Source organism: Vibrio ziniensis, from assembly GCF_011064285.1.
Classification (GTDB): Bacteria; Pseudomonadota; Gammaproteobacteria; order Enterobacterales; family Vibrionaceae; genus Vibrio; species Vibrio ziniensis.
Map to the genome: position 1 here is coordinate 1,155,397 of NZ_CP049332.1, position 24,805 is coordinate 1,180,201.

The window sequence follows — 24,805 nt, forward strand, 5'->3', positions numbered from 1 at the left end:
TTGACGCGTTAAAGCTTTAATGAGTTGTCCCATTCTTTAAGTAGCAAGCTTCTTTTTGCTTGATCCGTCAACAAAATCAGCGGTAAACCAAAAGTAATGGGGATCAAAGGACTGTGTTTTGAACGACGTAATTTATTAATAGCACTACTACTTGATGGCGCGATTCTTACAGGAATCAGACTTGATTGATTAGCGAGTATAGTCTGCCCTTTATCTGACAATAAATAATCAATAAAGGCGAAACCTTGATTTGGTCTCTGTGCCTTTTTAGGGACTAGCGCACTGCGCAATATGACAGACGTATAGTCAGAAGGCAGAATAACCGATAGCTGTGAATTCACCTCCGCCCATTTCGAGGCATATGAGCCGAGTACATTATACGCCACATAAATTTCTCCATTTGCTAATGCCTGCAACATACTGGTGCTGTTTGGATACAGTTTGGCACTGCGAGCGCCGAACACTTCTAACAATCGTCCGTACATTCGTGATTGCTGGCTGTCGTATGCCCACGTCAGATAACCAAGTCCAACCGTATCCATATCCAATAAACCGATCTTCCCATCGAAGGTATCACCTTTATCTCTAATTAAATCCAATAGCTCTTTACGGTTTGTCGGCAAAGGGAAATTGCCCAATACATTGTTGTTAATAGCTATAGCAACTGGTTCATAGGTAAAGGCAAAAACCTCATCTCGCCACGCCGCCCATTCGGGTAATTGACTGATATTGCTAGACTCATATTCCTTAGCAAAACCATCATTAACCAGTTTGATTTGCAGATCCATAGCAGGACTCATTAGTACATCAGGCCAATCACCAGTAGATTTGACGTAGTAGTCTAATTCTCTTGTACTGAACTCTTTATACAAGATGGTAAGGTTGGGATTCTCTCTCAAATATCCTTCGAATATGGGTTGTATGGCATCGAAATCTGCTGCGCCATAAATTTTAAGTTGGGTCTGTTTCGAACCTAAAGGATTTGGATTTTCAATATGGTAGATATCCTCCGCGACAGAGACACTGCTTAACGTAATCAAAAACGTTAGTACTATTGTTCTAACTTTCATATTCACTTTCTCGAGGAAAAGCCACTTCGACGATGAGTCCAGTTGGCGCATTATCTTTCAGACATAAACTTGCGTTATGGTGTTCTGCAATTTCTTTTGCAATGGCTAAACCAATCCCCGTTCCCGGTTGTAAGTTATTGCTCCCACGATAGAAATATTCCAATACTCGTTCTTTCTCTTCGTCTTTGATTCCCTCACCACTATCACGAACTTGCAGCAGGGCTTGCTTTCCGACACAAAGCAATTCAACCTCAACAACCGCATACTTTGGACTGTATTTAATTGCGTTCTCGAGTATGTTTCTAACCATCTGTCTCAATGCATATTCGTTACCATGTAACTTAAGTTCTAATCCTTCACTTAAATAAGCGATTTCAACTTCATCTTTAAGTGCCGTAATCGCAATATCTCGGCACACATCAACGACTAATGCTGAAAAGTGCACTTGTTGATTCTCATCACTCTGGAATCGATGGACTAAATCTGCACGACTTAATAGTTGAGAAATCATAATTGTGAGTTCATTGCTACACGACACAATGTTGCCTAGTTGTTCTTGCCTAGCTTTTTCATTGGTTTCTGTAAGTGCGCTTTGCGCTTCTAAACTAAGCCCAGCTAATGGTGTTCGAAGTTGATGTGCAGCTTCACTACTAAAACGCTTTAAGCGCTCTAATGTTAATTGAAGTTGAGCCATAAAGAAGTTGATAGAGCGAATTAGAGGCGTAATCTCTCTTGGAACAATAAGATTGATTGGTGATAGATCTACCGATGATCGCGAGTCTAGCTCTTTTCGAATCTGCTTTAATGGACGCAAAACAAACCAAACACCCATTAATATCAGCGACAGAGACACAACAAAAATCACAATAACAAACTGCACCACAAACAGACGCATTTCATGGGCAAGTTCTGCTCTTGCAAGTATGGTTTGCCCCAACGTCAGAATGATGTAGTTATCAAAATCGCTATCGAGCAAACGTTTTGTGACTTGAATAAAACGCGTCGCTTCACCGCTATAGTGAGCGTCATAGTATTGAATTTTAGCTTCTTTAACTTCGTCTGTATAAGGAGCCAAAGGAAGCTCAGGATAGCCTGTCAGCAATTCACCCGAGACCGTTTTGATTGAATAGAATGCCCGATCTTTTTTTGCCATAGACAACATTTCGAAGGCTGAGACAGGCAAATCAATCTCTATTTCTCCATCAACCAAATTGACATTTTCTGCCATTTGCAGCGCTGCCCCCATAAGTTGTCTGTCATAAGAGATGCGCGCTGCGCGCTCCCCGTAAAGCCCAGCAGACCAAAAAACTAAGCAACTCATGATGAAGAGCACCAATGCTGTTACTAACCAAATCCTCTGACGAATCGAATAGCTTTGCGCAATCATGGTGTGCTTTCCACAACGTAACCTAATCCGCGCAGTGTTCTTAAACTGAAGGTGGAACTCGATGAGAGTGATTTACGCAGTCTTGCAATATAGGTTTCTACCGCACTTGGACTTGGTGCATCGTCATAAGTATAGAGATGATCTAATATCGCGCCTTTACTCAATACCCTGCCCGTATTTGACAGCATTAAATCTAGTAACCGGTACTCAGTATGTGTAAGACTGACCGGTTCTTCGTTGATGAATACCGCGCAAGCCTGCCTATCAACGATCAGATCACCATGTTCAATTTTGTCATTTGCTAAGCCACGGCTTCTTCGGACTAAAGCACGACATCGAGCTTCTAGTTCTTCAAAATCAAAGGGTTTGGTGAGGTAATCATCAGCGCCCAAATTCAGTACGTTAACTTTGTCTTCCAATTGAACACGGGCAGTAAGGACTAATACAGGCGTAATGACCCCTCTTGCTCTAAGATGTTTTAAAACATCTCTCCCATCGATTTTAGGCATGTTGAGATCTAAAATGATGAGGTCATAAACCATTGACTTGAGAAATTGCTCCGCAATATGTCCATCTAGGGCAACATCCACTACAAACCCAAGCTTAGATATTTTGTTGGATATGGATTTAGAGAGAACTAGGTCATCCTCAGCAAGTAACACTCTCATAATTCAGTATCTCTTTATCTCGTCCGATGAAATTAAAGCGGTAATCCAGTAAAAGCCTTAACGCCGCTTACCAAATTCACCGCTTTACAGTTTGTTGTCGTATTTAATGGCTACTCAAGCAGCAGCAAACCAGCACCAGTATTGGAGATTGGAACATGGTAGTTGCTGTGTTTAACCTCTAAAGTTGGATTTAGCACACCGCGCATACCTAACCACATGATTAGCTCAGGCCCTTGTGAACCCGCTTGTTCAACGAGATCGCGAATCGATAATTTGGTCAATGCTTCAGGTTCATTTACGATTTTGTCCATGCAGTAAAGGTCGAACTCTTTATTAATAAAACCTGCACGCTCGCCATCCAACTGATGGGACAAACCGCCCGTCCCTAAAACAACGACTTTTAAGTCTTTGTCGTAGCTACGAACCGCATCACCGATCGCTTTACCCAAATCGTAACAGCGCTTTGGCGATGGCATTGGATGCTGCTCTACGTTGATACAAACAGGAATGATCTTCATATGATCATAATGATTACCCGGCCACATAAGTTGCATAGGTACAGTTAAACCATGGTCGACCTTCATCTCTTGGCATATAGTGATATCGAATTCGTTATCCACCAACTCATTACAGATATGCCATGCCATTTCCGATTCACCGTGAATGGTTGGAATAGGTTTAATACCCCAACCTTCATCAGAGTTGTGGTACTGCTCAGCAACACCAATAGCGAAGGTAGGCTTCTTATCGATGAAGAATTCTAAACCGTGGTCGTTGTAAAAGATGATCGCAACATCCGGTTGCTTCTCATTTAGCCACTGACGAACCGGCGGATAAGCATCAAAAAACGGTTTCCAATAAGGAGTTTGCTCTAGCCCTTCATCAATTGCGCGACCAATTGCGGGTATGTGTGAAGTGGTGATACCACCGAGTATTTGCGCCATGGTCTTATCTCCCTGCATCAACCAGTTTTTGTTTAAATGCTTCTAAACTCATTCCAGTTTGTAGAGCACCAATGTCTTGCATGTTCATGCCAAGCAAACCTGCAAATTTCGCGAGGTAGTAAATGTTGCCGCCTTCTTCAATTAGCTTTAGTACATCACGATCGTGTACTGCTTTCTTTTGCGCTTCTGTTAATCCGAAACGATCGCAATACGCCATTTCATCTTTAAAAAACTCTTCACGAGCTGATGCTTCGTTAAAGGTGTAACACATTTTGTTAAGCCCATAGCCTTTGCGAGCCATAGCGCCGTCGAAGAATGTAGTTCCGAATACAGGTACTTCGTTTTTTACGTAAGCCATAGCTGCCTCCTACTCCCAGTAAAGTTTCATCGGGTTATCAATAAGCAAGGCTTGTTGCAGTGCTGGCGTCGTTGCAATCTGTGGAATGACATCCACAAGATGACCATCATCCGGCATATGTGATTTCATGTTCGGATGCGGCCAGTCTGTTCCCCAAAGAACTTGGTTGGGGAATTTCTCGACCAACAACTTGGCGAAAGGAACCACATCGCTGTAATCCGGCGGCGTTTGAGTTAATCGTTCTGGGCAACTTACTTTTGTCCAAATCTGTGGATTATCCGCAAGCAGTTTTACAAACTTCTGGAAGTTAGGGTGATCAACACCTAAAGCAACATCAGGGCGCCCCATGTGATCGATAACAATTTGTGTATTCAACTCAACAAGGAATGGTGCTATGTCATCGAAATCCTGCGCCTCGAAATACACCACAATGTGCCATCCAAACGGTTTAATTTTGTCGGCAATACCTAAGAAAACTTCTTTTGGCGTTGCGTCGACTAAGCGTTTTACGAAGTTAAAACGAACCGCGCGAACACCCACATCGTGCATCTTTTGTAGTTCTTGCTCAGTAATATCAGGAGAGACCACAGCCACACCACGAGCAAGTTCGCCTGCATATTCTAATGCATCAATCAGCGCTGCGTTATCTGTACCATGACAAGACGCCTGTACAATCACGTTACGGCTGAATCCTAGATGGTCGCGCAGTGCAAACAACTGGTGTTTTGAAGCGTCACACGGTGTGTATTTTCGTTTAGGTGAATACGGAAATTGTTCGCCTGGTCCAAATACATGGCAGTGCGCGTCAACAGCACCCGCAGGCACCGAGAATTTTGGCTTACTCGGCTGTGGATGAAAAGGTAGGTAATCTTTATCCATGTTCTAAATCCTTCAGTTTTATAATTTTTATATGTTGATAGCGTCTACTGCACTTGCTAACCCATAAGCACAGTCAGGCTTAATGCCCGAACACAACACCATCAAACAATTTGCGCGCCGTTCTAAGTATCGCCGCGCTTTTCACGTTATTGGTTTCATCTAACTGCATCACCACGCTCAACTCTCCGGTCGGGTGCTCGATGCTTAAAGTCATTTTGTTTTCTAAAGAAAACGTAGATGCAGTTTGCAAATTGGCGATGCGTTCTGCCGGCGAACCTTCAAGCAAACATGCCGTAGCTACACTAACTGCACCAAGCACACCAATTGCGTCATGGCATCGGTGCGGAATAAAGGTGCGAGTATTCAGTGTTCCGCCCTGCGTCGCTGTACTAACAATACTTAGCTTAGGTACAGACAAAGCGCTCACATCACCAAGGTTCATCATTGGCCCCGCTTTTAATCTCAAGGCTTCCAGTTGCGAACGTAACTCTTTGTTTTCTTCAAGTTGTTGCGGCGATTCGTTACCACGTAACCCAAGTTCATCCGCAGCAATCACAATCACGGGCATACCGTTGTCAATCAGAGTGACATTAAGACCGTTAATCTCATCGACGGCGTTTCCAGTTGGGAGTAATGCCCCACAACTAGAACCGGCAGTGTCTTTAAATTCAATTTCGATTCGACTCGCAGTACCTGGTACGCCATCAATACGAGCGTCACCGCGATAATTCACTTTGCCATCTGGAGTTGGTACACGACAAACGGCGTATTGCCCAGTATTTTCCATGTAGACAGTGACATCGGTAACATCACCTGTAGCTGACACTAACCCTTTTTCAATCGCGAAAGGCGCAACTCCTGCAAGTATGTTTCCGCAGTTTTGCTTGTCGGTAACAATTGCTTGGTCGACAAACACCTGTAAAAACAGGTAATCCACATCTGCACCTTCACGTTCCGATGGTTTTACAACTGCGACTTTTGAAGTCAGGGGATTAGCGCCCCCCATCCCATCAATCTGTTTTACATCAGGCGAACCCATGATTTGCAGCAAGAATTCATCACGTTCGCTTTCTACTTGTGGCAAATCAGACGCCAAGAAGTAACCACCTTTAGATGTACCACCTCGCATCCACAAACAAGGCGCAGACAATGGATAATCAGACATATTTCAGACCTTCTTTTTCTAATCTGCCACGCATGTCGTATACATCAAGACCCAGTTCACCGTTGGCAAAACGAAGGCGTTTTTGCTCTTCAAAAGCTTCACGAGCACGCGCTGCTTTCAGCACTTCAACAGCCTCTTCACTGCGAACCACACACACGCCGTCATCATCTGCAACGATCACATCACCGGCATTAATAACTTCATCTGCGCAGACAATGGGCACATTCACTGAACCCAAAGTGGCTTTGATTGTACCTTGAGCAAAGATATGTTTTGACCACACAGGGAAGTTCATACCTTTGAGAACTCTTACATCACGCACACCTCCATCGATGATCAAACCTACGACACCGCGTGCCTGAGCAGAAGTCGCTAGTAAGTCACCAAAGAAGCCATGATTCGAAGGAGAAGTAGGCGCGAAAACAAGGATGTCACCCGGTTTACACTGTTCGATGGCAACGTGAATCATCCAGTTGTCACCGGCAGCACCAGAAATAGTGATTGCAGAGCCAGCTACTGATACATCGCTATAAATCGGGCGCATGTAATCAGCCAGAAGACCTTTACGACCTTGAGCTTCGTGAACCGTAGCAACACCACATTCAGCCAAACCGCGAATGGTTTCTTCGTCTACACGTTCAACGTTTTGTACAACTAAGTTTTTCATCGGATGTATCCCTTCGTTATGCTTTGTTGAGGATGGAATCTAAACGACTAAATACACGGCGAGCGTTGCCTGAGAAGATTTGCTCTTTCTCATCAAGGCTCAACTTGGTGTTTGCATCGATATAACGTTTAGTGTCATCAAAATAGTGACCTGTTTCTGGGTCGATACCACGCACTGCGCCAATCATTTCAGAAGCGAACAGAATGTTTTTCACTGGTAGAAGATCAAGCAGCAAATCGATACCTTTTTGATGGTACACACAGGTATCAAAGTAAATATTGTTCAACACAGATTCTTCCAACGGTGGCAAGCCCATGTCCTGAGCGATACCGCGGAAACGTCCCCAGTGGTAAGGCACTGCGCCGCCGCCATGAGGAATGATGATTTTTAACTCTGGGAAATCTTTGAATACGTCAGACATCAGCAATTGTGAGAACGCGGTAGTGTCTGCGCCTAGGTAGTGTGAACTTGTGGTGTGGAAACAGTTATTACAAGCCGCACTTACGTGAATCATCGCTGGAACATCAAGTTCAACCATCTTCTCGTATAAAGGATAGAAACTGCGGTCAGCAAGCGATGCATCTTTCCAAAAGCCACCCGTTGTATCTGGGTTCAAGTTACAACCAATGAAACCCATCTCTTCTACACAACGAACGAGTTCTGGAATCGACTTACTTGGTGTTACACCCGGTGATTGCGGTAACTGAGCAACAGGAGCAAAGTTATTTGGGTATAAGTCACACACACGGCGAATCAATTCATTCTGATGCTCAGTCCAGTAACGGCTTGTGTATTCGTTACCAATGTGGTGTCCCATCCAGCTCGCGCGTGGAGAGAAAATAGTGAGATCGGTGCCACGCTCACGTTGTAGACGCAGTTGGTTGCTATCGATACTTTCGCGGATTTCATCATCACTGATGTGCATCACGCCCTTTTCACCTTTATGAGTCGGGTCGCTTTTTAATGCTGCTTTTTGCTTATCTCGATACTCTCCTACTTGTGGCGGAGTCGTCGTGTAATGTCCATGGCAGTCAATGATCATACTTTATTAGCTCCCTGTTTCTGATCCATGCAAACTTTAATGAGTAGGTTCACAGTATTTACACTCAGTTAACTTTTTGCCATTTCATTTTGAAACAATGCTATTGAGTTTTGATATAGTCACCTTAACCAATCCATATAAAATTGCGCATGCCATGGAAAAAATACCTAACTTAAGACACCTCGTTGCTTTTATTGCAGTGGTAAAACATGGAAGTATTAATAAAGCATCGGAGAGTATCTTTTTATCTCAGCCAGCGATCACTCAAGCGCTGGCAAAAATCGAAAAACAATTGAAAACTGCGTTGTTTGAAAGAAAGACAGACGGTATGAGCCTAACAAAAGAAGGTGAGATATTTCGCTTTCGCGTAGAACGGGCACTGGACATCTTAAGCCAAGCCATCAAACGCAGTTATCACCTTGATAAGAAGACCGCTTCTACGCAAACCGCCAGCCTATTTGCAGTTACAACCACCCAGCTAACAGCCTTAGTTGCGGTATCTGAGGCTCAAAACTATTCAGCGGCTGGGCGCAATATAGGGATATCCCAATCATCCCTGTACCGAGCTTGCAAAGATTTAGAAGATTATTTAGGTTCGGTTCTGTTCGAAAAAACCAGCTTAGGCGTCAGCCCAAGTAAAACAGCGCAAAACCTGAGTCGTGATGTAAAGCTGGCATTTAATGAGATATATCAAGGCATTGCAGATATTAATGCCAACAATAATATTAGCTCAGGCAGTATCATTGTCGGCAGTTTGCCTCTTGCTCGAACTTGCATTCTTCCACAAGCTATCAATCAGTTTACTGAGCAATATCCAGACTTTAACGTCAGTGTGGTAGACGGTATTTACGAGGATTTACTCGACCACTTACGTCGAGGAGAAGTTGATATCATCGTAGGTGCGTTGCGCTTTCCCGTCCCTTCTTATGATGTCCATCAAGAAACATTGTTCTTTACTTCAAACGTCATCCTAGCTAGGAAAAATCATCCTCTAAGCCTGAAGAAAACGCCAATTACACTCGATGATTTGTGTGAATATGGCTGGGTAATATCAAGAACCAATACCCCAGGCAGAACTATGTTTGAACAGATATTCCAGCGTAAAGACCATACACTGCCAATTCAGATCATTGAAGCAAGTTCGCAAATGTTGGTTAGAGAAATTCTGATGGGGAGTGACAAACTTACTATGTTGCCAAAACATCAAGTCCACAGAGAATTAAGCGATCAACTGTTTGATATTATTGACTACGACACAGAGCAGAACAAACGGGCAATCGGTATTACCATACGCAAGAGCTGGCAAGGCACAACACCGCAGGAAGCCTTCATTTCAACCATTAGACAAATAGGTTTATCCCTCACTGACTTATTAGAAAAATAGATAGCCAATTCAATATTGGCTATTCAAATTTTGAATAGCCATTACTAATTTCCTATTTTCCCTCCTTCAATCCAATTGCTAATGTTTTGTTAACGCGAATTTACAGAATAAGAACCTACTCTTGATAAGGGACATGTATGCCAAAAATTTCACGACTAGCCTTCATCGGTTTTGGCAATACAGCAGAGTCGATGCTTAACCTTGGATTGAATAGACCAGACCGAGTAATCACAGCGTTTGATCCTTCCGCTTTGGAGTCAAAAACCTGTAAAGCACAATTAGAGCGATTCATTGTCTGTGGTGTTCAAGGTTGTTTCTCGGTATCGGATGCAGTGAACAGCGCGCATCTGGTTTTAGTCTCAGACGGTAATGTCGATTTGACCCCTTGGGTCAGTGAACTAGAACAACACATTAAACCTGGGCAGATCGTCGCGGATTTGAGAGCGCCATCTGAGCAAAAAAAACAACTTAAGAACGGTGTGGAAAACGTGAAAGGCATCTATATAGAAGGAGTGCTAAGCCAAGAGGACAATGCACTTGCTATTGATAGTCATCAGATTTCTATGTTCAAGGATATATTCAAGTCACTTGAATTTTTCCCGAGTAATATGGTTTTAAGCCAATCGAATTAAGTACTTAATGTTTAACTCAACAAGTAAATACAAGGAAACGTTATGAATATTTGTGTAGTCGGAGCAACTGGCGCATTTGGTAGTAAACACCTTGATGCTCTAAAGCAGATTGATGACGTAAAAATCAGCGCTCTCGTAGGTACAGAAGCCGACAAAATGGCAGCTTTAGGTGAGCAATACCCTGATGCCGCGATCTGTCATAACCTAACAGAAGCTCTACAACTTAATACTGTTGATGCTGTCATTCTTGCAACACCGACACAATTGCATGCAAGCCAAGCAATAGCGTGTTTAGAAGCAGGTAAACATGTATTGGTTGAAATACCTATGGCTGACAACGTTGAAGATTCACGTCGCCTAGTTGAAACGCAAAAACGTACAGGGCTTGTAGCAATGGCCGGCCATACACGCCGTTTCAACCCAAGCCATCAATGGATTCATAACAAAATCAAAGCCGGTGAACTGCACATCCAACAAATGGATGTACAAACCTACTTTTTCCGCAGAACCAATACCAACGCAAAAGGCGAGCCGAGAACTTGGACTGATCATCTGCTATGGCACCACGCTTGCCACACGGTAGACCTGTTCCAATACCAAACCGGTGAAGAATCGAATCGTTTACAAGCGATGCAAGGCCCTGTTCACCCTGAACTGGGTATCGCGATGGACATGTGTATTGGTATGAAAGTGCCATCGGGTGCGATTTGTACTCTTTCTCTTTCATTTAATAACGATGGTCCATTTGGCACTTTCTTCCGTTACATCTGTGAAGAAGGCACCTATATCGCTCGTTACGACGATCTTTACGACGGTTACGACAAACAAATTGATCTGTCAGGTGTGGCTGTATCAAACAACGGTATTGAGCTTATTGACCGTGAGTTCATCTCGGCAATTAAAGAGGGACGCGAACCAAATTCTTCAGTCGCACAGTGCTTAGGCGCTATGGAAACACTACATAAACTAGAACAACTATTACAAAACGACTGATAAATAAAAAATTTGCTCTTAATGGATATCCAATAAGAGATTAAACCAAAACAGAAACAAAGAGTCAGCCAACCGAAAACCGGTTTAACGCCTGTCTAGGTTGTAAAAATACACCAATAACAAAGTATGGATACGAACATGAATAAGATAACTACCCTAACCTACGCTTGCGCACTGGGTGCGATGTTGTCAGCTGGTACTGCTTCAGCTGCTGACGTAACACTTCGTTTTGGTCACTTCTGGCCAGCGGTTTCTGCTGCGCAAAAAGACATCTTCGAAAACTGGGCGAACCAAGTAAAAGAAGATTCTAAAGGCCGTATCAACGTGGAAATTTACGCCAGCGCTATGCTTGCTAAGCCACCAGCGCAATACGATGCAGTAAGCCATCAAATCATTGACGTAACGGCGACAGTACAAGGCTACACAGCTAACCGTTTCCCGCTTACTCAAGTGGTTGAACTCCCAGGTGTGGTGAAAAATGCTGCGCAAGGTTCTTGTGTAATTCAAACTCTTTATAACGAAGGTTTGATCGCTTCTGAATACAAAGATACCAAGCCGCTATTCCTGTTCACTCACGGCCCAGGCATGCTGCACACGAAAGGCAAAAAAGTTGAAAAGCCTGAAGATCTAGCAAACCTACGTATTCGCCGTCCAACTTCTGTAGTCGCAAGCTTACTTGAGAAATCAAAAGCACTACCTGTAGGTATGCCTGCTCCTGAATCGTACCAATCAATGCAACGTGGCGTGATCGATGGTGTAGCACTTCCATGGGAAGGCGCAACAGTATTCAAACTCAACGAACTTGCTGACAACCACACCGACATCGGTGGTCTTTACTCTCTATCTTTCATCGTGACGATGAACAAAGACGTGTACAACCGTCTGGATTCAGAGCTTAAAGCGGTTATCGACAAAAACTCTGGCATGGAATGGTCAATCAAATCTGGGCAATCTTTCGACCGTCTTGATGAAAAAGGTCGTATGGAAGCTGAGAAAATGGGCGACAACATCGTAACAATCAGTGACGCGCAAATGAAAGCAGACTGGAAACCAATGTTGGATTCAGTGACTCAAGAGTACATCCGCGATCTAGAAGCTAAAGGGTTGCCTGCACAAAAAGTTTACGACCGTGCTCTAGAGCTATCTAGCTCTAGCTGTGCAAACCCTGCTTAAACGTACGATGTTGGGAGTTACCTCATGACTGTACTCAAAAACTTCATCAATCGAATTGCATACGCCATGCACACGTGCAGCGGAGTACTGCTGATTGGAATGATGTTAGTCACTTTAGTAGATGTAGTGACACGTACACTATATGGTTTGAGTGATGGCAGCATAGCCCTCACATTTATAGGTGGTGTAGAACTGATTAAGTATGGCTTGTTGTTTACCGTACTCTTCACTCTACCCCAGTCTGTTGGTGACTCTCAGGTTATCGTTGACCTCTTTACAGAGCAAATGTCTGAGAGAACCAAAGTCTACTTAGAGTCTTTTTATCTACTTGGCTTTGCTCTGTTAGGAGCTGGTATGACTTACCGCTTTTACCTCGCCATTGAAGGCGCAGTTTTAAGCGGAGAAACAACTCAAGATCTGATGATTCCTATGCCATGGATTTATCGTGTAGTCGTTGTTGCTACTACTGTTCTAACACTTCGTTGTTTGATCATTACTTGGGATCTTATCCAAAATCATCACCACAACACTGAAGAAGGCAAATCACAGAAAGCTTCTTCTCAAGAAAAAGCTTCTTCTCAGGAAAAATCCCATCATCAACATAAAGAGGTGTTGTAATGGACGCATCAATGATCGGCTTCATCTGTATTGCAATCATGCTGATTTTGATTGCATTTAGAGCTCCAATTGCTCTTTCAATGGCAGTGACTGGCTTCGTTGGCTTTACTTCCATCGTCGCTTTCCAACCTGCGGTTGCGATTTTAGACAGCGCACCTTTTGATGCGCTATCCAACTACAGCTTCAGCCCAATTCCAATGTTTATTCTTATGGGCGTTTTTGCATCGAAAGCGCGTATGTCTCAAGAGCTATTTAATGGCGCGAAAACCATGTTTGGCTCATGGCGCGGTGGTATGGCTTTAGCGGCTGTCACTTCGTGCGGCATTTTCTCTGCGATTTCTGGCTCTTCATTGGCAACAGCAGCAAGTATGTCTCGCGTAGCATTGCCTGAAATGAAAAAGAACGGTTATTCCCCAGCGTTAGCTGCTGGCACACTCGCTGCCGGTGGTACGTTAGGCATTATGATCCCACCTTCTATCGCATTGCTACTTTACGCATTGATTACTGAACAATCCGTTGGCGACATGTTTATCGCTGGCGTAATTCCGGGGTTGCTAGGTTTGGCACTTTACTGTGTGGCGGTTGCTGTAACCGTATGGTTGTTCCCTCAGTTAGCAACACCGGGAGAGAAAACCACACTAATGCAAAAGATCGTTGGTTTGAAAGGTCTGCTGCCATTTAGCTTAATTTTCGCATCAATCATCACAGGTATTTACGCTGGTTTCTTTACCCCAACAGAAGCTGCGGCAATTGGCGCGGCACTAACCATGGTTATCGCCTTTGTTCGTGGCATGACTTGGGAAATGTTTAAAGATGCGGTCAATGAAACCTTATCTATCTCAGCAATGATCTTCTTTATGATCATCGGCGCGGAAATCTTTGGTTTCTTCCTATCTGTTTCGCGTATCTCTTACTCGCTAGTCGACTACGTAAACAGCATGAATCTGTCTCCTTATATGGTGCTGTTTGCTGTACTCATGCTGTTCATCCTATTGGGTTGTGTTATGGACAGTATTGCAATGCTGTTATTGACTGTGCCAGTGGTATTCCCGCTGATTCAAGCGGCAGGTTTCGACCCAATTTGGTTTGGTATCGTCGCCGTTATTACGGTTGAAGTAGGTCTGATTACACCGCCCGTTGGCATGAACGTCTTCGTTATTAAATCCTTAGACAAAGAGCTCAACATCGGTGACATCTTCAAAGGCGTTATTCCGTTTGTTATCTCAGACATAGTTCGCCTTGGCTTGTTGATCGGCTTCCCTTCACTGGCTTTAGCACTAATCCCGCATCTATAAATGGAGTTGGACATGAAAACCTTAACTACTAAAGTTGCCATCATCGGTGCAGGTCCTTCCGGTTTATTACTGGGTCAGTTGCTAGCGAAACAAGGGATAGACAACATTATCGTGGAGCGCACCTCTGAAGAACACGTTCTAGGACGCATTCGTGCAGGCATATTAGAGCAAGGCTTTGTTGATCTGCTGCGTGAATCTGGTTGTAGCCAACGCTTAGATGACGAAGGCATTGTTCACCACGGTTTTTACATCAGTGTCGAAGGTCGTAAAACTTACATCGATATTAAAAACCTTACCGACGGTAAAGTGGTGACCTGCTACGGACAAACCGAAGTAACACGTGACTTAATGCAAGCTCGTAAAGATTCACAGCAAATGAGTTTTTACTCCTCGCCAGTAACCAGCATTGATAACCCTGAGCAAGGCAAAGCGACTGTCTATTTTGAACACCAAGGTGAGCCTTATCAGATCGAATGCGATTTCATTGCAGGTTGTGATGGTTTCCACGGTGTGTCTCGTCCAAGCATTCCTACGGAAATACGCACCGAATACGAACGTGTTTATCCGTTCGGCTGGCTGGGATTACTCGCTGACACACCGCCTGTCTGTGATGAGCTGATTTACTGTAAACATTCACGTGGTTTTGCGCTTGCAAGCCAACGTTCTGAAACTCGCTCACGATACTATCTGCAAGTTCCTAACACAGAAAAGGTAGAAAACTGGAGCGATGAGAAATTCTGGGAAGAGTTAAAACGTCGCTTACCAGAACATGAAGCGCAGAAACTGGTTACAGGTCCAAGCCTAGAGAAAAGCATTGCCCCACTTCGCTCTTTTGTGTGTGAACCGATGCAGCACAACCAATTGTTCCTTGTCGGCGATTCTGCTCATATCGTACCGCCTACAGGGGCGAAAGGCTTGAACCTTGCCGCTTCCGACGTTGCGGCACTGTATCAAGCTCTAACCGCTTATTATTCGGGTCAACCACGTGAAATATTAAACCAATATTCCGAAGTGTGTCTTCGTCGCATTTGGAACGCAGAGCGTTTTTCATGGTGGATGACGAACATGCTTCATCACTTTGATGGCGACCAAAAGTTCCAACGTGCTTTCGTTGAGAAGATGGCAGATTCCGAGCTTGAGTTTTACTTACAAAATGAAGCGGGAATGAAGCTCATCGCAGAACAATACGTAGGCTTACCCTACGAACAAATAAAACCTGTACCTCAGCCCAACGCATCTATTGATGCAAATATAAAACAAGAAAAAATAAAACAATAAGGACCTTGCTACTAACAAGGAAATAGCAAATATGGCCAAACTTATCGGAGGCATTGGTGCCTCACATTCGCCGACTATCGGCTATGCCAAGGACAATAACAAAGACAACGATCCTGGTTGGAAACCGATTTTTACTGGTTTCCAAGTGGTTCAAGAGTGGGTAGAAAAGCAGAATATTGATGTGTTGTTTATGATCTTTAACGACCATATCACATCGTTCTTTTTTGACCATTACTCGCCTTTTGTACTGGGTGTTGATGATGAATACCGCCCTGCCGATGAAGGTGGTGGCGCTCGTAACTATCCAGCGGTTAAAGGTCACGTTGAACTCTCTCGCCACATTGCACAATCGCTTGTTGCAGATGAATTTGATCTATCAGTGTTCCAGAAAAAGCCTCTTGATCACGGCTGTTTCTCACCACTTTCGATGATTTCGCCTCAAGTAGATGGTTGGAAAGGTCACATCGTCCCGCTGCAAGTCGGTGTACTTCAATTTCCTATTCCTAATGCGAAGCGTTGCTACAAGTTAGGTAAGAGTTTACGTAAAGCGATTGAAAGCTTTCCAGATCCTGAACTACGTGTTGCTGTTGTGGCGACAGGGGGCTTATCACACCAAGTGCACGGTGAACGATGTGGGTTCAACAACGTCGAATGGGATCAACGCTTCCTTGAGTTGTTGGAACATGCGCCTGAAGAGTTAGTACAAATGCGTTTGGCTGAGTACGCAGAGCTAGGTGGTATGGAAGGCGCGGAAGTCATTATGTGGCTTATCATGCGTGGTGCGCTGTCTGACAAAGTTAGAAATGTTCATAGCTCCACTTACCTACCTTCAATGACTAACATCGCAACGGTTATCTTTGAAGATTTAGGCACAACCCCTACAGAGCAAGAACAGGAAGCGCATCGCGAGCACATAATTCACGAATTAGTGGGTGTGGAAAAACTAGAAGGTACTTACCCATTTGATCTTGCTCGTGCTCATAGTGCTTACCGTCTAAACGATTTCTTACACCGCTTGATTGAACCGCAGCACAGACAACGTTTCAAGTCAGAGCCACAAGCGCTGTTTGAAGAATACGGTTTGACTGCCCAAGAGCAAACTATGCTGACCGAACTGCAGTGGATTGAAATGATTCGCTATGGTGTGAGCTTCTTTATGCTGGAAAAACTCGGCGCTGTTGCTGGAGTTCCTAATCCTCATATCTATGCTTCAATGCGTGGTGAGGATATCGAAACTTTCCAAAAATCTCGTAATGTTTCGATGAACTATTCAGTGTCTGGCGGTAAGTAGGATCTGAATAAAACAAAGCGCAGGTCACAATCCACCTGCGCTTTGTGATTCAAGCTAAATTTCAATAGCTTGTCTAATCTTTGAATTTGTTCTTGTGCCAGCATCATATTAACCTTGCACTACAACGTTATATGGCTCCATCAAAAACAAATAGAAAGTGAGTTTTATATGCGCATATTAGTCATTGAGGACGACTCTGTACTAAGTGAAGCGATTACCTACCGAGTAAAGCGCCTTGGGCATGCTGTCGACCTTGCAACGACGGGTTCAAGTGCAGAAACGATGTTGCAACAACAACCTTACGACCTGATTCTGTTAGATTTAAACCTGCCTGATGCCAATGGCGCGACTATTCTCAACCACCTGCGCCAGCAGAAAGTTAACACCCCTGTTTTGGTGGTAACTGCTCGTGATCAAGTCGACGACCGCATTCAACTGCTTGATCTCGGCGCCGATGATTACATTACTAAGCCTTTTGATTTTGGTGAGTTAGAAGCACGCATCCGAGCCTTGTTACGACGCAGCCAAGGACAAGCTCAAGATGTGCTTGAATTTGGAAATGTCTGCTTTGACCACAAAAAGTGCGTCATTCGCATTGATGACCAAGAGTTTGAGCTAAAACAACGTGAGTTTAGATTGCTGGAAATCTTTATGGGTCATCCAACTCAGGTGCTGAGTAAAGAAGTGTTAATGGATCACCTCTATAGCTTTGATGAAAACCCTAGCCCTAACGTCATAGAAATCTACGTCGCGCGTTTACGTAAACTGTTAAGCCATAGCAATATCCAGATTCGAACCATTCGAGGTTTAGGCTACTTGTTGGAAAAACAGGTGCTAGAAAAGCAACTGCTGGAAAGACAGGATGGCTAAACGCAACACCTCTATTCGCCGCCAACTTTTTGTAATGACGTTTCTTGTTCTAACGCTTATCAATGGAATCGCGATATGGACTGCAACCCTTTATGCAAAAAAGGCAGCGAACGTTTCTTATGATCGTTTGATCCACGGTGCCGCATTACAAATCATCGAGAACATAAACTTACTAAATAGCCAGATAGTGGTTGATTTGCCCGTTTCTGCTTTTAAAACATTGGCCTTAGCGCCAAACGATCGTGCCTTCTATGCGGTTACAACCTTAGATGGTCTATTTCTCACTGGTTATAAAGATCTTCCTCAACCCTCTGAATTACCTTCTCCGATTGCCGTACAAAACAGTGCGCTACTTACACCCAAATATTACAACGCAGAATACAAAGGTAATGAGGTTCGCTTCATCACGCTGTCCAAACAGCTAATTGAGGCGGACAACAGTGAAAACGTTCTGGTCACACTTGGACAGACGACTCTTGCCCGAAGTCAGCTCGCGAATGAAATGGGTAGCTTCGTTATACAGTTTCTGATCGTGTTTTTTTGTGTCACCTTCTCATTGTTGATGTTCGGAATTTGGCGCGTTTTACGTCCGCTAAAATCGTTAAAGAAAGCCATCGATTCACGCCACTCAACGGAACTGACTCCATTGAATACGGATGTTCCGGTTGAAATTCGCCCATTATTGGAAACCATCAACTTCTTTATGTCTCAGCTCAATACCACCTTAGAGCGCCTTAAACGTTTCACATCAGAAGCTGCACATCAGTTGCGCACACCATTAGCAGGGTTAAACCTACAAGCACAAAACGCCTTAGTGGAAAAAGACGAACAAATTAGACAAAAGCAACTGTTAGACATCATTCAAAGTAGCTCATTGCTTTCAGAAACCGTTCATCACTTACTGAATGAAGCATCCGTTACACACAGACTAAGAAGCGAAGCCTTCACTATGATTTCATTAGACACCATCACCAAAGACGTGTGTCGAAGCCTAGTCATTTGGGCATTGGAATCCAAAGTTGAAATTGAGTATCTGGGCGAGATTGAAGCACACATTTTGGGTGATGAAGTGGCACTGACACAAATGCTGCGCAACGTAATAGAAAATGCGGTTAAATACAGCCCACAAAACAGCTTAGTGAAAGTCAGCTTATACAAAGATGAAGGTCGAATTTGTTTAAGTGTGGCAGACCAAGGTATCGGCATTTCCGATGAAGACAAACAGCACGTATTTGAGCGTTTTTATCGAAGTAAGCACAATCAAACAACAGGTACGGGAATCGGTTTGAGTATTGCCAAAGAAGTGGCGAACCACCACCATGCCCTATTCCTGCTTGAAGACAATCAGCCAACAGGCTTGATTATTAAAGTGCTTTTCCCCCAAGTGGAGGAACAAAGCTAATGGGTCGAACTTCATTATTTTCTTATGTTTCTCGTGTTTGCCTATCACTAAGTATTGTGGCATCCAGCCTAACGGTTGCATCTGAAAAACATATTCTTAAACCCATTTTGGAGACAGGCCGCTTAGAGACCAGTAATAGAGTCATCAACATCTGGGGTGTGGCAAATTATCCGGCTATCGAACCAGTTTTATTGGACTTTCAAAAGCGTACCCCCGACGTTGCCGTTCATTACACAGAGTTCAATACCAATGAGCTCTACCAACAAGTCTCAAATCTTCACTCGGGAAGCGTTGACGTTCCCGATCTTGTGATGAGCTCTGCGATGGACTTGCAATTTAAGTTAGTTAACGACGGTTACGCACAGCCCTATGATTCGCCCCAAACACTTGCTTTGCCTAGCTGGGCTAAGTGGCACAATGAAGTGTTTGGTTTTACCTTCGAGCCAATAGTTATCGTCGTCAACACTGATATTTTAGGCAGTGAAGAGTTACCGCGCAGTCGAGAACAATTGCTTTCTTTGATTAGAACTAAAGGGCCATTAGTGGATGGAAAAATTGGTTTAAGTGACATTGAAACCGTAGGACTTGGCTATCTCACTTGGTTTCACGACTCTCAACAATCGCGAACTTATGGTCGATTACTAGAAGCGTTCGGTACGCACCATGCTCAGCTCTACCCGAATAGCTCCAGCATGCTAAATGCACTACTCAAGGGCGAAATTTTCATCGCATACAATCTTGTGGGGTCTTACGCTTTCGAATGGTCAGAACAACACCCTTGGATAGAGACGATTATGCCTACCGACTATACGTCCGTCATAATGCGTACCGCTTTCATCTATCGCCATGCTAAGCATCTCGATTTGGCTCGACAATTTTTAGATTACTTATTGTCTGTAGAAGGGCAAAGTCAGTTAGCACAAAACTCTAGCTTAATCCCTTTATCAGAAACTGCAGAAGGTAAAAACAGCCGCGCCATTTTGCAACGTAAACCCCATGGTATTTTCCGCCCAATTCCCTTTGGCTTACCGACGCTTGTACAAACAGATCAAGCCAAGAAACAACTGCTATTGGAAGAGTGGCATAACGCCATGTCAAAACACAGTAATTGAAAGATTAACAACTGATTGCACATGATTGTTCTTCTTTCTTTAGAAGGAACTTATGCAAGGATCACAAAAGCGAGATGTTATGTAAATGTTAATCCGCCATGAAAGGTTCATGAAAGGTTCAAGCGATATATTGCCTCCATGGTTAGAGCGTTATTTAACCATTAAAAATTATAAAAAGACTATTCCAATAACGAGGCACAAATGAAAAAGAACATCCTACTTGCAACGGCGCTTGCCGCCGCATTGACTTCGACGTTTTCTCTCGCAGCTGATCGTATTTCTATCGGTACCGGTGGTACAGGTGGTCTATTTTACGTGATTGGTGCTGGCGTAGCGGAAACCCTTAACAAACACTTAGATGATACAACTGCTCGCGCAGAAGTGACTGGCGCATCCGTTGAAAACAACCATCGAGTTGCTGCTGGCCAAATGACGCTTGGTCTATCCTCTTCATCGACTCTATTTGAAGCCAAAAATGGTCAAGGTCCTTTTGAAAAGACCGGCGCTTTAGATGTCGCAGCTATTTCATATCTTTACCCAGCCGTTCTACAAATCGCGACTATTGATAATAACGGCATCAACTCATTTAAAGACCTTGTAGGTAAACGCGTAAGTATGGGGCCTCCAGGGAGTAATGCTGCTGTTATTGCAACGCGATTACTTGAAGAATACGGTGTCTACGGCGTTATCGTTCCTCGTTTTCTTTCATACACTGAAGGGGTTAAAGCACTAGTGAATGGTCAGGTAGACGCGACGGTCGTGCTTGCTGGTGCACCAACGTCATCACTTATCGACTTAGATTCTCAGGTAGATATGAAGCTTCTGTCTGCAGATGAAGATAAGGTCAATAACATGATCAAGAAATACCCTTTCTATCAAGTTGCCCAGTTGAAAGAAGGGACTTATCCAGACGTTAAACAACCCGTTACCGTGATCAATGACCCAGCGATTCTATTCACTAGTGGAAAAGAAGATCAGACTAAGGTTTACAACATTACTAACGCGATTTTCTCTCATCTAGACGAATTGAGTCAGGTGCATCCACAAGCTAAGTCTATTCAGCTAGATACAGCACCGAACACACCTATTGCTTTACACCCTGGTGCGCAAAAGTACTTTGATCAAGCAAAAGCTAACTAGAGGCACTCCTTATGAAGCAGACAACCTTTGCGAGTCTGCTTCTTCCAACTGATTATTTAGGTCGGAAGGAGCAGCTAGTTGTTTCCATAGTATTCAGCGTATTAGCTGTCAGTATCGCCGGTCTTGTGCTGTATGGAGCATATTACGGCGGTATCACAGCTCTGCTTTTACGTTCTTCGTTTTTCTCCCTCGTCGCTTGTGCCGCTATGATGTTCTATGCAGCGAAGCAACGATCATCTCTCGTACGAGGGAGCTTTTATCTCTTGTCGTTGATAGCGTTAATTCCCGGTCCTTATCTGTGGAATACTTATATCGACATCATCATGCGTGGCGCCATGTCTGTACCCGATGATATCTGGGTATTTTTAGCGCTAGTTTTAGTCGTGTTTGTATTTGTAAAGCTCGCGGTTGGTTATACGTTAGTGATACTCATGACCACAGCATTTCTCTACGCGCATTTTGGCTATTTGATCCCGGGTCAGTATGGACATGGCGGTTACGATCTTAATCGTCTAACCTCAACGCTGTTACTATCAACCGAAGGGGTTTATGGCGTACCGATGGGCGTTGCCGTTGAATACATCTTCTTGTTTGGTCTGTTTGGCGCCATCTTAACCAAAATCGGTACTGGTGAAGTCTTCGTGGATATTGCACGTGGGTTAACGGGTCGTGTGCAAGGTGGCCCAGGTCTGTCTGCCGCACTTTCCAGTGCTTTACTTGGCTCATTAAACGGAAGCGCCGTTGCTAACGTTGTTACCACGGGTACTTTCACAATTCCTTTGATGAAACGTGTCGGCTACAGTCCAAAGCTCGCAGGAGCGATAGAAGCCGCTGCCTCTTCTGCTGGTCAAATCATGCCACCTGTTATGGGCGCTGCTGCTTTCCTTATGGCAGAAATGATCGGTATTCCGTATGCGGAAGTGGCGTTAGCGGCATTAGTACCAGCGCTACTCTATATTCTGGCATTAATGGTCTCCGTACGTTTGGAAGCCGGTCGTTTAAATCTTCAACCGGACACGGAAGCGGGTTGGGAGCTGCTTAAAGCCACATTAAAATCTAAAAGCTATTTGTTGCTACCTCTGTTCGCCTTAGTAGGATTGATGATTGCAGGTAAATCACCAACGCAAGCGGCTGTTATTGGTATTGTGGTTGGCCTTGCAATTAGTCCTTGGAAAAAAGCGACTCGTGTTAACTGGATTGACTTAATTGAATCTTGCAAAGAGACACTGACAAACACGCTACCGATCGTTGCTGCGGTTGCTTCAGCTGGTATTGTGATTGGCATTCTCAACCTAACGGGTATGGGATTAATGGTGTCGGGTTTGATCATTGAAGTCGGTGACGGAAACCTATGGAGTGTTCTGCTGTTAACTGCTCTAGCCTCATTCATATTAGGGATGGGATTGCCAACTTCAGCAGCGTATTTGTTACTTGCAGTGTTGGTTGCTCCGGCGATGACGCAGCTAGGAATGGAAACACTCTCTGCACACATGTTCATCTTCTACTTTGGCTTGGTGTCAGCAATCACACCACCTGTAGCACTAGCAGCTTATGCAGCAGCCACTATTTCTGGAGCTTCTGCAAATGAAACAGCTGTCGAGTCGATGCGATTGGGTTTTGTTAAGTTACTGGTGCCGTTCCTGTTCGTCACCATGCCGGGAATTCTGTTGATAGGTGATTCACTGAGTATCTTTATCGCAATTACCCTCGCGTCACTAGCAACAGTTTCTATGAGCATTGGTTTCTCTGGTTGGTTGGGTATTCCATTAACTTGGGCAAAACGATTCGGCTTTGTTATTGCAGCAGTGCTGATTGCATGGCCAGAAGCGGCCAGCAATTTCGATACTCATATCGTTGTCCTCCGCCTGACAGGTTTAGCTGTATTTATCGCACTTAGCTTTGTGCTAAGTCCGCTTTGCAAGAGATGCAAAACCCAAACAGCTTAAACAAGATTACAGAGATAAGTAAAAGGCACCCTAAGGTGCCTTTTTGATTAATGGTGATTTAAATTTTACTTCAAGCTCAAATATCAGCTGCTTAACCTGTTGTCAGGACTTGCTTTTTAACGTGTTAAACGAGCCAACATTCGATTTGCTTTACTGATGAAACTTTTCGCTGCTTTTTCAGGAGTTGATTCACCGTAGTCAATCGCTTGAAGTTCTTCACTGAAAATATCGATTAACTGCGCATTGTCGGTGTACGGCGTTGAGGCGATTATTTGAGGTAAAGATAGTGCTTGCTGGTAACCAGCAAACGCTAAATTAGATTCGTCTAGTGTGCCTTCACTCTTAAGTACCTTCATACCTGAACTGCTCAACGGTATACCACGAGTTAATCCCAATGCTTTGATACCATCCGTGTCGTTAAGCAGGAAGTTTATTAGTTTAGCCGCTTCTGCAGGATGCTTGGAATTTCTCCCCACTGAAAACATCATTGACGGACGAGATAGCAGACCTGCGTCTTTAGCACCTTTAGCCATCGGGTAAGGAGCTAGGTCTAAAGTTAGATTGTCTGTATATTTTGTGATAGCGGAATCCCACATATATACGCCTCCAAACTCGCCACTGAGCCATGGGCGCATTTCGTACAAATTCGCTTTACCATAAGAAGCAAACTCTTTAGTCGATGGGAATACATGATTATTCACTTGCTGTACATACAGTTTGAAGAAACTGGTCATCTCTTCAGGAGTGAAGTTAATTTTTCCATCTGTCGACAATATGTCTTTGTTCATGGTTTGAATCATGTATGAACGATTCATCGCAAACACGTCATGCGCTTCCAAAACAATTGGGAAATATTTGTCACCGAGTTTCGATTGGAAAGCTTTACCCGCAGCCATGAGTTCATCCCAGTTATTGGGATAAGCTACTCCTGCCTTCGTCCAAGTGTCGTGATTGTAAAAGAAAACGCGTGAAGTCATGCTAACTGGAATACCGTTTAACTTATCGCCAAACGTTACTGTGTTTAACGCCGCCGGTGCAAAGTTTTCTAAAGCGATTTCAGGTTTGACCTTTTTAAGATCATAAAAACCATTACCGTCTTTAGAAAAGATTGGCATCCAGTTTAAATTTGTTTGCATAACATCTGGTTCAGTGTTTCCCGCAATCTGTGTTGTTAAGCGAGTCAATGCCCCATCCCATCCAGTGTATTCAGCTTTTACTTTTATATCAGGATGGGCAGCTTCAAATCGCTCAATAGCTGCATTTGTTGCTTGATGTCGTTCGTTCCCTCCCCACCAAGACATTCGCAGTTCAATCTCTGCAAACGCACTCGCAGATATAATGGCTAATGTTAATGACGTAACGGTCGTTACCAATTTAGTTTTCATGAACTCGTCCTTATTTCCATTACACAATTATTTCACGTACATTTACCATATTAATATTGCCTATAACTAATACAGAAAACATTAATATCTTTTATTAAAAATAACT

General features: G+C 43.8%; 23 protein-coding genes. 13 read left to right on the forward strand and 10 right to left on the reverse strand.

Features of this window, described 5'->3' with window-relative positions; all coding sequences use genetic code 11:
• Positions 1-8: 8 nt before the first annotated feature.
• The 9 genes from G5S32_RS20175 to G5S32_RS20215 all read right to left on the reverse strand — a co-directional run bounded on the left by G5S32_RS20175 (position 9) and on the right by G5S32_RS20215 (position 8,180).
• Positions 9-1,070, reverse strand: coding sequence for an ABC transporter substrate-binding protein (locus G5S32_RS20175; RefSeq protein WP_165313927.1), 1,062 nt, complete (start codon positions 1,068-1,070; stop codon positions 9-11).
• Positions 1,060-2,457, reverse strand: a complete 1,398-nt coding sequence (locus G5S32_RS20180; RefSeq protein ID WP_165313928.1) for a sensor histidine kinase — start codon at positions 2,455-2,457, stop codon at positions 1,060-1,062. The genes G5S32_RS20175 and G5S32_RS20180 overlap by 11 nt, the downstream gene beginning before the upstream one ends.
• Entirely contained in the window at positions 2,454-3,125 is a 672-nt protein-coding gene (locus G5S32_RS20185) for a response regulator transcription factor (protein ID WP_165313929.1), read from the reverse strand. Before G5S32_RS20185 ends, G5S32_RS20180 begins: the two co-directional genes overlap by 4 nt.
• 110 nt (positions 3,126-3,235) lie before the next feature.
• Positions 3,236-4,069, reverse strand: a complete 834-nt coding sequence (locus G5S32_RS20190) for a class III extradiol dioxygenase family protein (protein ID WP_165313930.1) — start codon at positions 4,067-4,069, stop codon at positions 3,236-3,238.
• A gap of 4 nt (positions 4,070-4,073) precedes the next feature.
• A complete protein-coding gene (locus G5S32_RS20195; protein ID WP_165313931.1) occupies positions 4,074-4,427 on the reverse strand; it encodes a protocatechuate 4,5-dioxygenase subunit alpha in 354 nt (117 codons plus the stop codon).
• 9 nt (positions 4,428-4,436) lie between these two features.
• On the reverse strand, positions 4,437-5,306 hold the full coding sequence (locus G5S32_RS20200; protein WP_165313932.1) for an amidohydrolase family protein: 870 nt from the start codon (positions 5,304-5,306) through the stop codon (positions 4,437-4,439).
• A gap of 79 nt (positions 5,307-5,385) precedes the next feature.
• A complete protein-coding gene (locus G5S32_RS20205) occupies positions 5,386-6,471 on the reverse strand; it encodes a 4-oxalomesaconate tautomerase (RefSeq protein WP_165313933.1) in 1,086 nt (361 codons plus the stop codon).
• A complete protein-coding gene (locus G5S32_RS20210; protein ID WP_165313934.1) occupies positions 6,464-7,138 on the reverse strand; it encodes a 4-carboxy-4-hydroxy-2-oxoadipate aldolase/oxaloacetate decarboxylase in 675 nt (224 codons plus the stop codon). The genes G5S32_RS20205 and G5S32_RS20210 overlap by 8 nt, the downstream gene beginning before the upstream one ends.
• Positions 7,139-7,154: 16 nt before the next feature.
• Positions 7,155-8,180 carry an amidohydrolase family protein gene (locus G5S32_RS20215; RefSeq protein ID WP_165313935.1) on the reverse strand — a complete coding sequence of 342 codons (1,026 nt, stop codon included), beginning with the start codon at positions 8,178-8,180 and terminating at the stop codon, positions 7,155-7,157.
• A 154-nt stretch (positions 8,181-8,334) separates the two neighbouring features.
• Between G5S32_RS20215 and G5S32_RS20220 the strand changes: the two genes are divergently transcribed.
• The 13 genes from G5S32_RS20220 to G5S32_RS20280 all read left to right on the forward strand — a co-directional run bounded on the left by G5S32_RS20220 (position 8,335) and on the right by G5S32_RS20280 (position 23,314).
• A complete protein-coding gene (locus G5S32_RS20220) occupies positions 8,335-9,564 on the forward strand; it encodes a LysR family transcriptional regulator (RefSeq protein WP_165313936.1) in 1,230 nt (409 codons plus the stop codon).
• A gap of 137 nt (positions 9,565-9,701) precedes the next feature.
• The gene (locus G5S32_RS20225) at positions 9,702-10,196 is read left to right on the forward strand and encodes a hypothetical protein (RefSeq protein WP_165313937.1); all 495 of its coding nucleotides are present in this window, start codon (positions 9,702-9,704) and stop codon (positions 10,194-10,196) included.
• A gap of 42 nt (positions 10,197-10,238) precedes the next feature.
• Positions 10,239-11,189, forward strand: a complete 951-nt coding sequence (locus G5S32_RS20230; protein ID WP_165313938.1) for a Gfo/Idh/MocA family oxidoreductase — start codon at positions 10,239-10,241, stop codon at positions 11,187-11,189.
• Positions 11,190-11,327: 138 nt separating this feature from the next.
• Entirely contained in the window at positions 11,328-12,362 is a 1,035-nt protein-coding gene (locus G5S32_RS20235; RefSeq protein WP_165313939.1) for a TRAP transporter substrate-binding protein, read from the forward strand.
• Between the two features lie 24 nt (positions 12,363-12,386).
• Positions 12,387-12,980 (forward strand): TRAP transporter small permease, encoded by a 594-nt coding sequence (locus G5S32_RS20240; RefSeq protein WP_165313940.1) that lies wholly within the window; start codon positions 12,387-12,389, stop codon positions 12,978-12,980.
• Positions 12,980-14,275, forward strand: a complete 1,296-nt coding sequence (locus tag G5S32_RS20245) for a TRAP transporter large permease (protein WP_165313941.1) — start codon at positions 12,980-12,982, stop codon at positions 14,273-14,275. Before G5S32_RS20240 ends, G5S32_RS20245 begins: the two co-directional genes overlap by 1 nt.
• A gap of 12 nt (positions 14,276-14,287) precedes the next feature.
• Positions 14,288-15,553, forward strand: coding sequence for a 4-hydroxybenzoate 3-monooxygenase (pobA, locus tag G5S32_RS20250; RefSeq protein ID WP_165313942.1), 1,266 nt, complete (start codon positions 14,288-14,290; stop codon positions 15,551-15,553).
• Between the two features lie 31 nt (positions 15,554-15,584).
• Positions 15,585-16,844 carry a gallate dioxygenase gene (locus tag G5S32_RS20255; RefSeq protein WP_165313943.1) on the forward strand — a complete coding sequence of 420 codons (1,260 nt, stop codon included), beginning with the start codon at positions 15,585-15,587 and terminating at the stop codon, positions 16,842-16,844.
• A 168-nt stretch (positions 16,845-17,012) separates the two neighbouring features.
• Complete coding sequence (locus tag G5S32_RS20260) at positions 17,013-17,714, forward strand: response regulator transcription factor (RefSeq protein ID WP_165313944.1); 702 nt, start codon at positions 17,013-17,015, stop codon at positions 17,712-17,714.
• Entirely contained in the window at positions 17,707-19,116 is a 1,410-nt protein-coding gene (locus tag G5S32_RS20265; RefSeq protein WP_165313945.1) for a sensor histidine kinase, read from the forward strand. Before G5S32_RS20260 ends, G5S32_RS20265 begins: the two co-directional genes overlap by 8 nt.
• Positions 19,116-20,228, forward strand: a complete 1,113-nt coding sequence (locus G5S32_RS20270; protein WP_165313946.1) for an ABC transporter substrate-binding protein — start codon at positions 19,116-19,118, stop codon at positions 20,226-20,228. The genes G5S32_RS20265 and G5S32_RS20270 overlap by 1 nt, the downstream gene beginning before the upstream one ends.
• A 201-nt stretch (positions 20,229-20,429) precedes the next feature.
• Complete coding sequence (locus tag G5S32_RS20275; RefSeq protein WP_165313947.1) at positions 20,430-21,368, forward strand: TAXI family TRAP transporter solute-binding subunit; 939 nt, start codon at positions 20,430-20,432, stop codon at positions 21,366-21,368.
• Between the two features lie 11 nt (positions 21,369-21,379).
• Entirely contained in the window at positions 21,380-23,314 is a 1,935-nt protein-coding gene (locus G5S32_RS20280) for a TRAP transporter permease (RefSeq protein WP_165313948.1), read from the forward strand.
• 116 nt (positions 23,315-23,430) lie between these two features.
• On the opposite strand, the gene G5S32_RS20285 is transcribed toward G5S32_RS20280, so the two are convergent.
• Complete coding sequence (locus G5S32_RS20285) at positions 23,431-24,699, reverse strand: ABC transporter substrate-binding protein (protein WP_165313949.1); 1,269 nt, start codon at positions 24,697-24,699, stop codon at positions 23,431-23,433.
• Positions 24,700-24,805 lie beyond the last annotated feature (106 nt).

Excerpts from the sequence above, each read along its gene's own strand:
- G5S32_RS20180 (WP_165313928.1), bottom strand. The coding sequence starts at position 2,457 with ATGATTGCGCAAAGCTATTCGATTCGTCAGAGGATTTGGTTAGTAACA.
- G5S32_RS20285 (WP_165313949.1), bottom strand. The coding sequence starts at position 24,699 with ATGAAAACTAAATTGGTAACGACCGTTACGTCATTAACATTAGCCATT.
- G5S32_RS20275 (WP_165313947.1), top strand. The coding sequence starts at position 20,430 with ATGAAAAAGAACATCCTACTTGCAACGGCGCTTGCCGCCGCATTGACT.
- G5S32_RS20200 (WP_165313932.1), bottom strand. The coding sequence starts at position 5,306 with ATGGATAAAGATTACCTACCTTTTCATCCACAGCCGAGTAAGCCAAAA.
- G5S32_RS20205 (WP_165313933.1), bottom strand. The coding sequence starts at position 6,471 with ATGTCTGATTATCCATTGTCTGCGCCTTGTTTGTGGATGCGAGGTGGT.
- G5S32_RS20270 (WP_165313946.1), top strand. The coding sequence starts at position 19,116 with ATGGGTCGAACTTCATTATTTTCTTATGTTTCTCGTGTTTGCCTATCA.
- G5S32_RS20265 (WP_165313945.1), top strand. The coding sequence starts at position 17,707 with ATGGCTAAACGCAACACCTCTATTCGCCGCCAACTTTTTGTAATGACG.
- G5S32_RS20210 (WP_165313934.1), bottom strand. The coding sequence starts at position 7,138 with ATGAAAAACTTAGTTGTACAAAACGTTGAACGTGTAGACGAAGAAACC.
- G5S32_RS20175 (WP_165313927.1), bottom strand. The coding sequence starts at position 1,070 with ATGAAAGTTAGAACAATAGTACTAACGTTTTTGATTACGTTAAGCAGT.
- pobA (WP_165313942.1), top strand. The coding sequence starts at position 14,288 with ATGAAAACCTTAACTACTAAAGTTGCCATCATCGGTGCAGGTCCTTCC.
- G5S32_RS20230 (WP_165313938.1), top strand. The coding sequence starts at position 10,239 with ATGAATATTTGTGTAGTCGGAGCAACTGGCGCATTTGGTAGTAAACAC.
- G5S32_RS20225 (WP_165313937.1), top strand. The coding sequence starts at position 9,702 with ATGCCAAAAATTTCACGACTAGCCTTCATCGGTTTTGGCAATACAGCA.
- G5S32_RS20220 (WP_165313936.1), top strand. The coding sequence starts at position 8,335 with ATGGAAAAAATACCTAACTTAAGACACCTCGTTGCTTTTATTGCAGTG.
- G5S32_RS20215 (WP_165313935.1), bottom strand. The coding sequence starts at position 8,180 with ATGATCATTGACTGCCATGGACATTACACGACGACTCCGCCACAAGTA.
- G5S32_RS20245 (WP_165313941.1), top strand. The coding sequence starts at position 12,980 with ATGGACGCATCAATGATCGGCTTCATCTGTATTGCAATCATGCTGATT.
- G5S32_RS20195 (WP_165313931.1), bottom strand. The coding sequence starts at position 4,427 with ATGGCTTACGTAAAAAACGAAGTACCTGTATTCGGAACTACATTCTTC.
- G5S32_RS20260 (WP_165313944.1), top strand. The coding sequence starts at position 17,013 with ATGCGCATATTAGTCATTGAGGACGACTCTGTACTAAGTGAAGCGATT.
- G5S32_RS20190 (WP_165313930.1), bottom strand. The coding sequence starts at position 4,069 with ATGGCGCAAATACTCGGTGGTATCACCACTTCACACATACCCGCAATT.
- G5S32_RS20185 (WP_165313929.1), bottom strand. The coding sequence starts at position 3,125 with ATGAGAGTGTTACTTGCTGAGGATGACCTAGTTCTCTCTAAATCCATA.
- G5S32_RS20235 (WP_165313939.1), top strand. The coding sequence starts at position 11,328 with ATGAATAAGATAACTACCCTAACCTACGCTTGCGCACTGGGTGCGATG.
- G5S32_RS20280 (WP_165313948.1), top strand. The coding sequence starts at position 21,380 with ATGAAGCAGACAACCTTTGCGAGTCTGCTTCTTCCAACTGATTATTTA.
- G5S32_RS20255 (WP_165313943.1), top strand. The coding sequence starts at position 15,585 with ATGGCCAAACTTATCGGAGGCATTGGTGCCTCACATTCGCCGACTATC.
- G5S32_RS20240 (WP_165313940.1), top strand. The coding sequence starts at position 12,387 with ATGACTGTACTCAAAAACTTCATCAATCGAATTGCATACGCCATGCAC.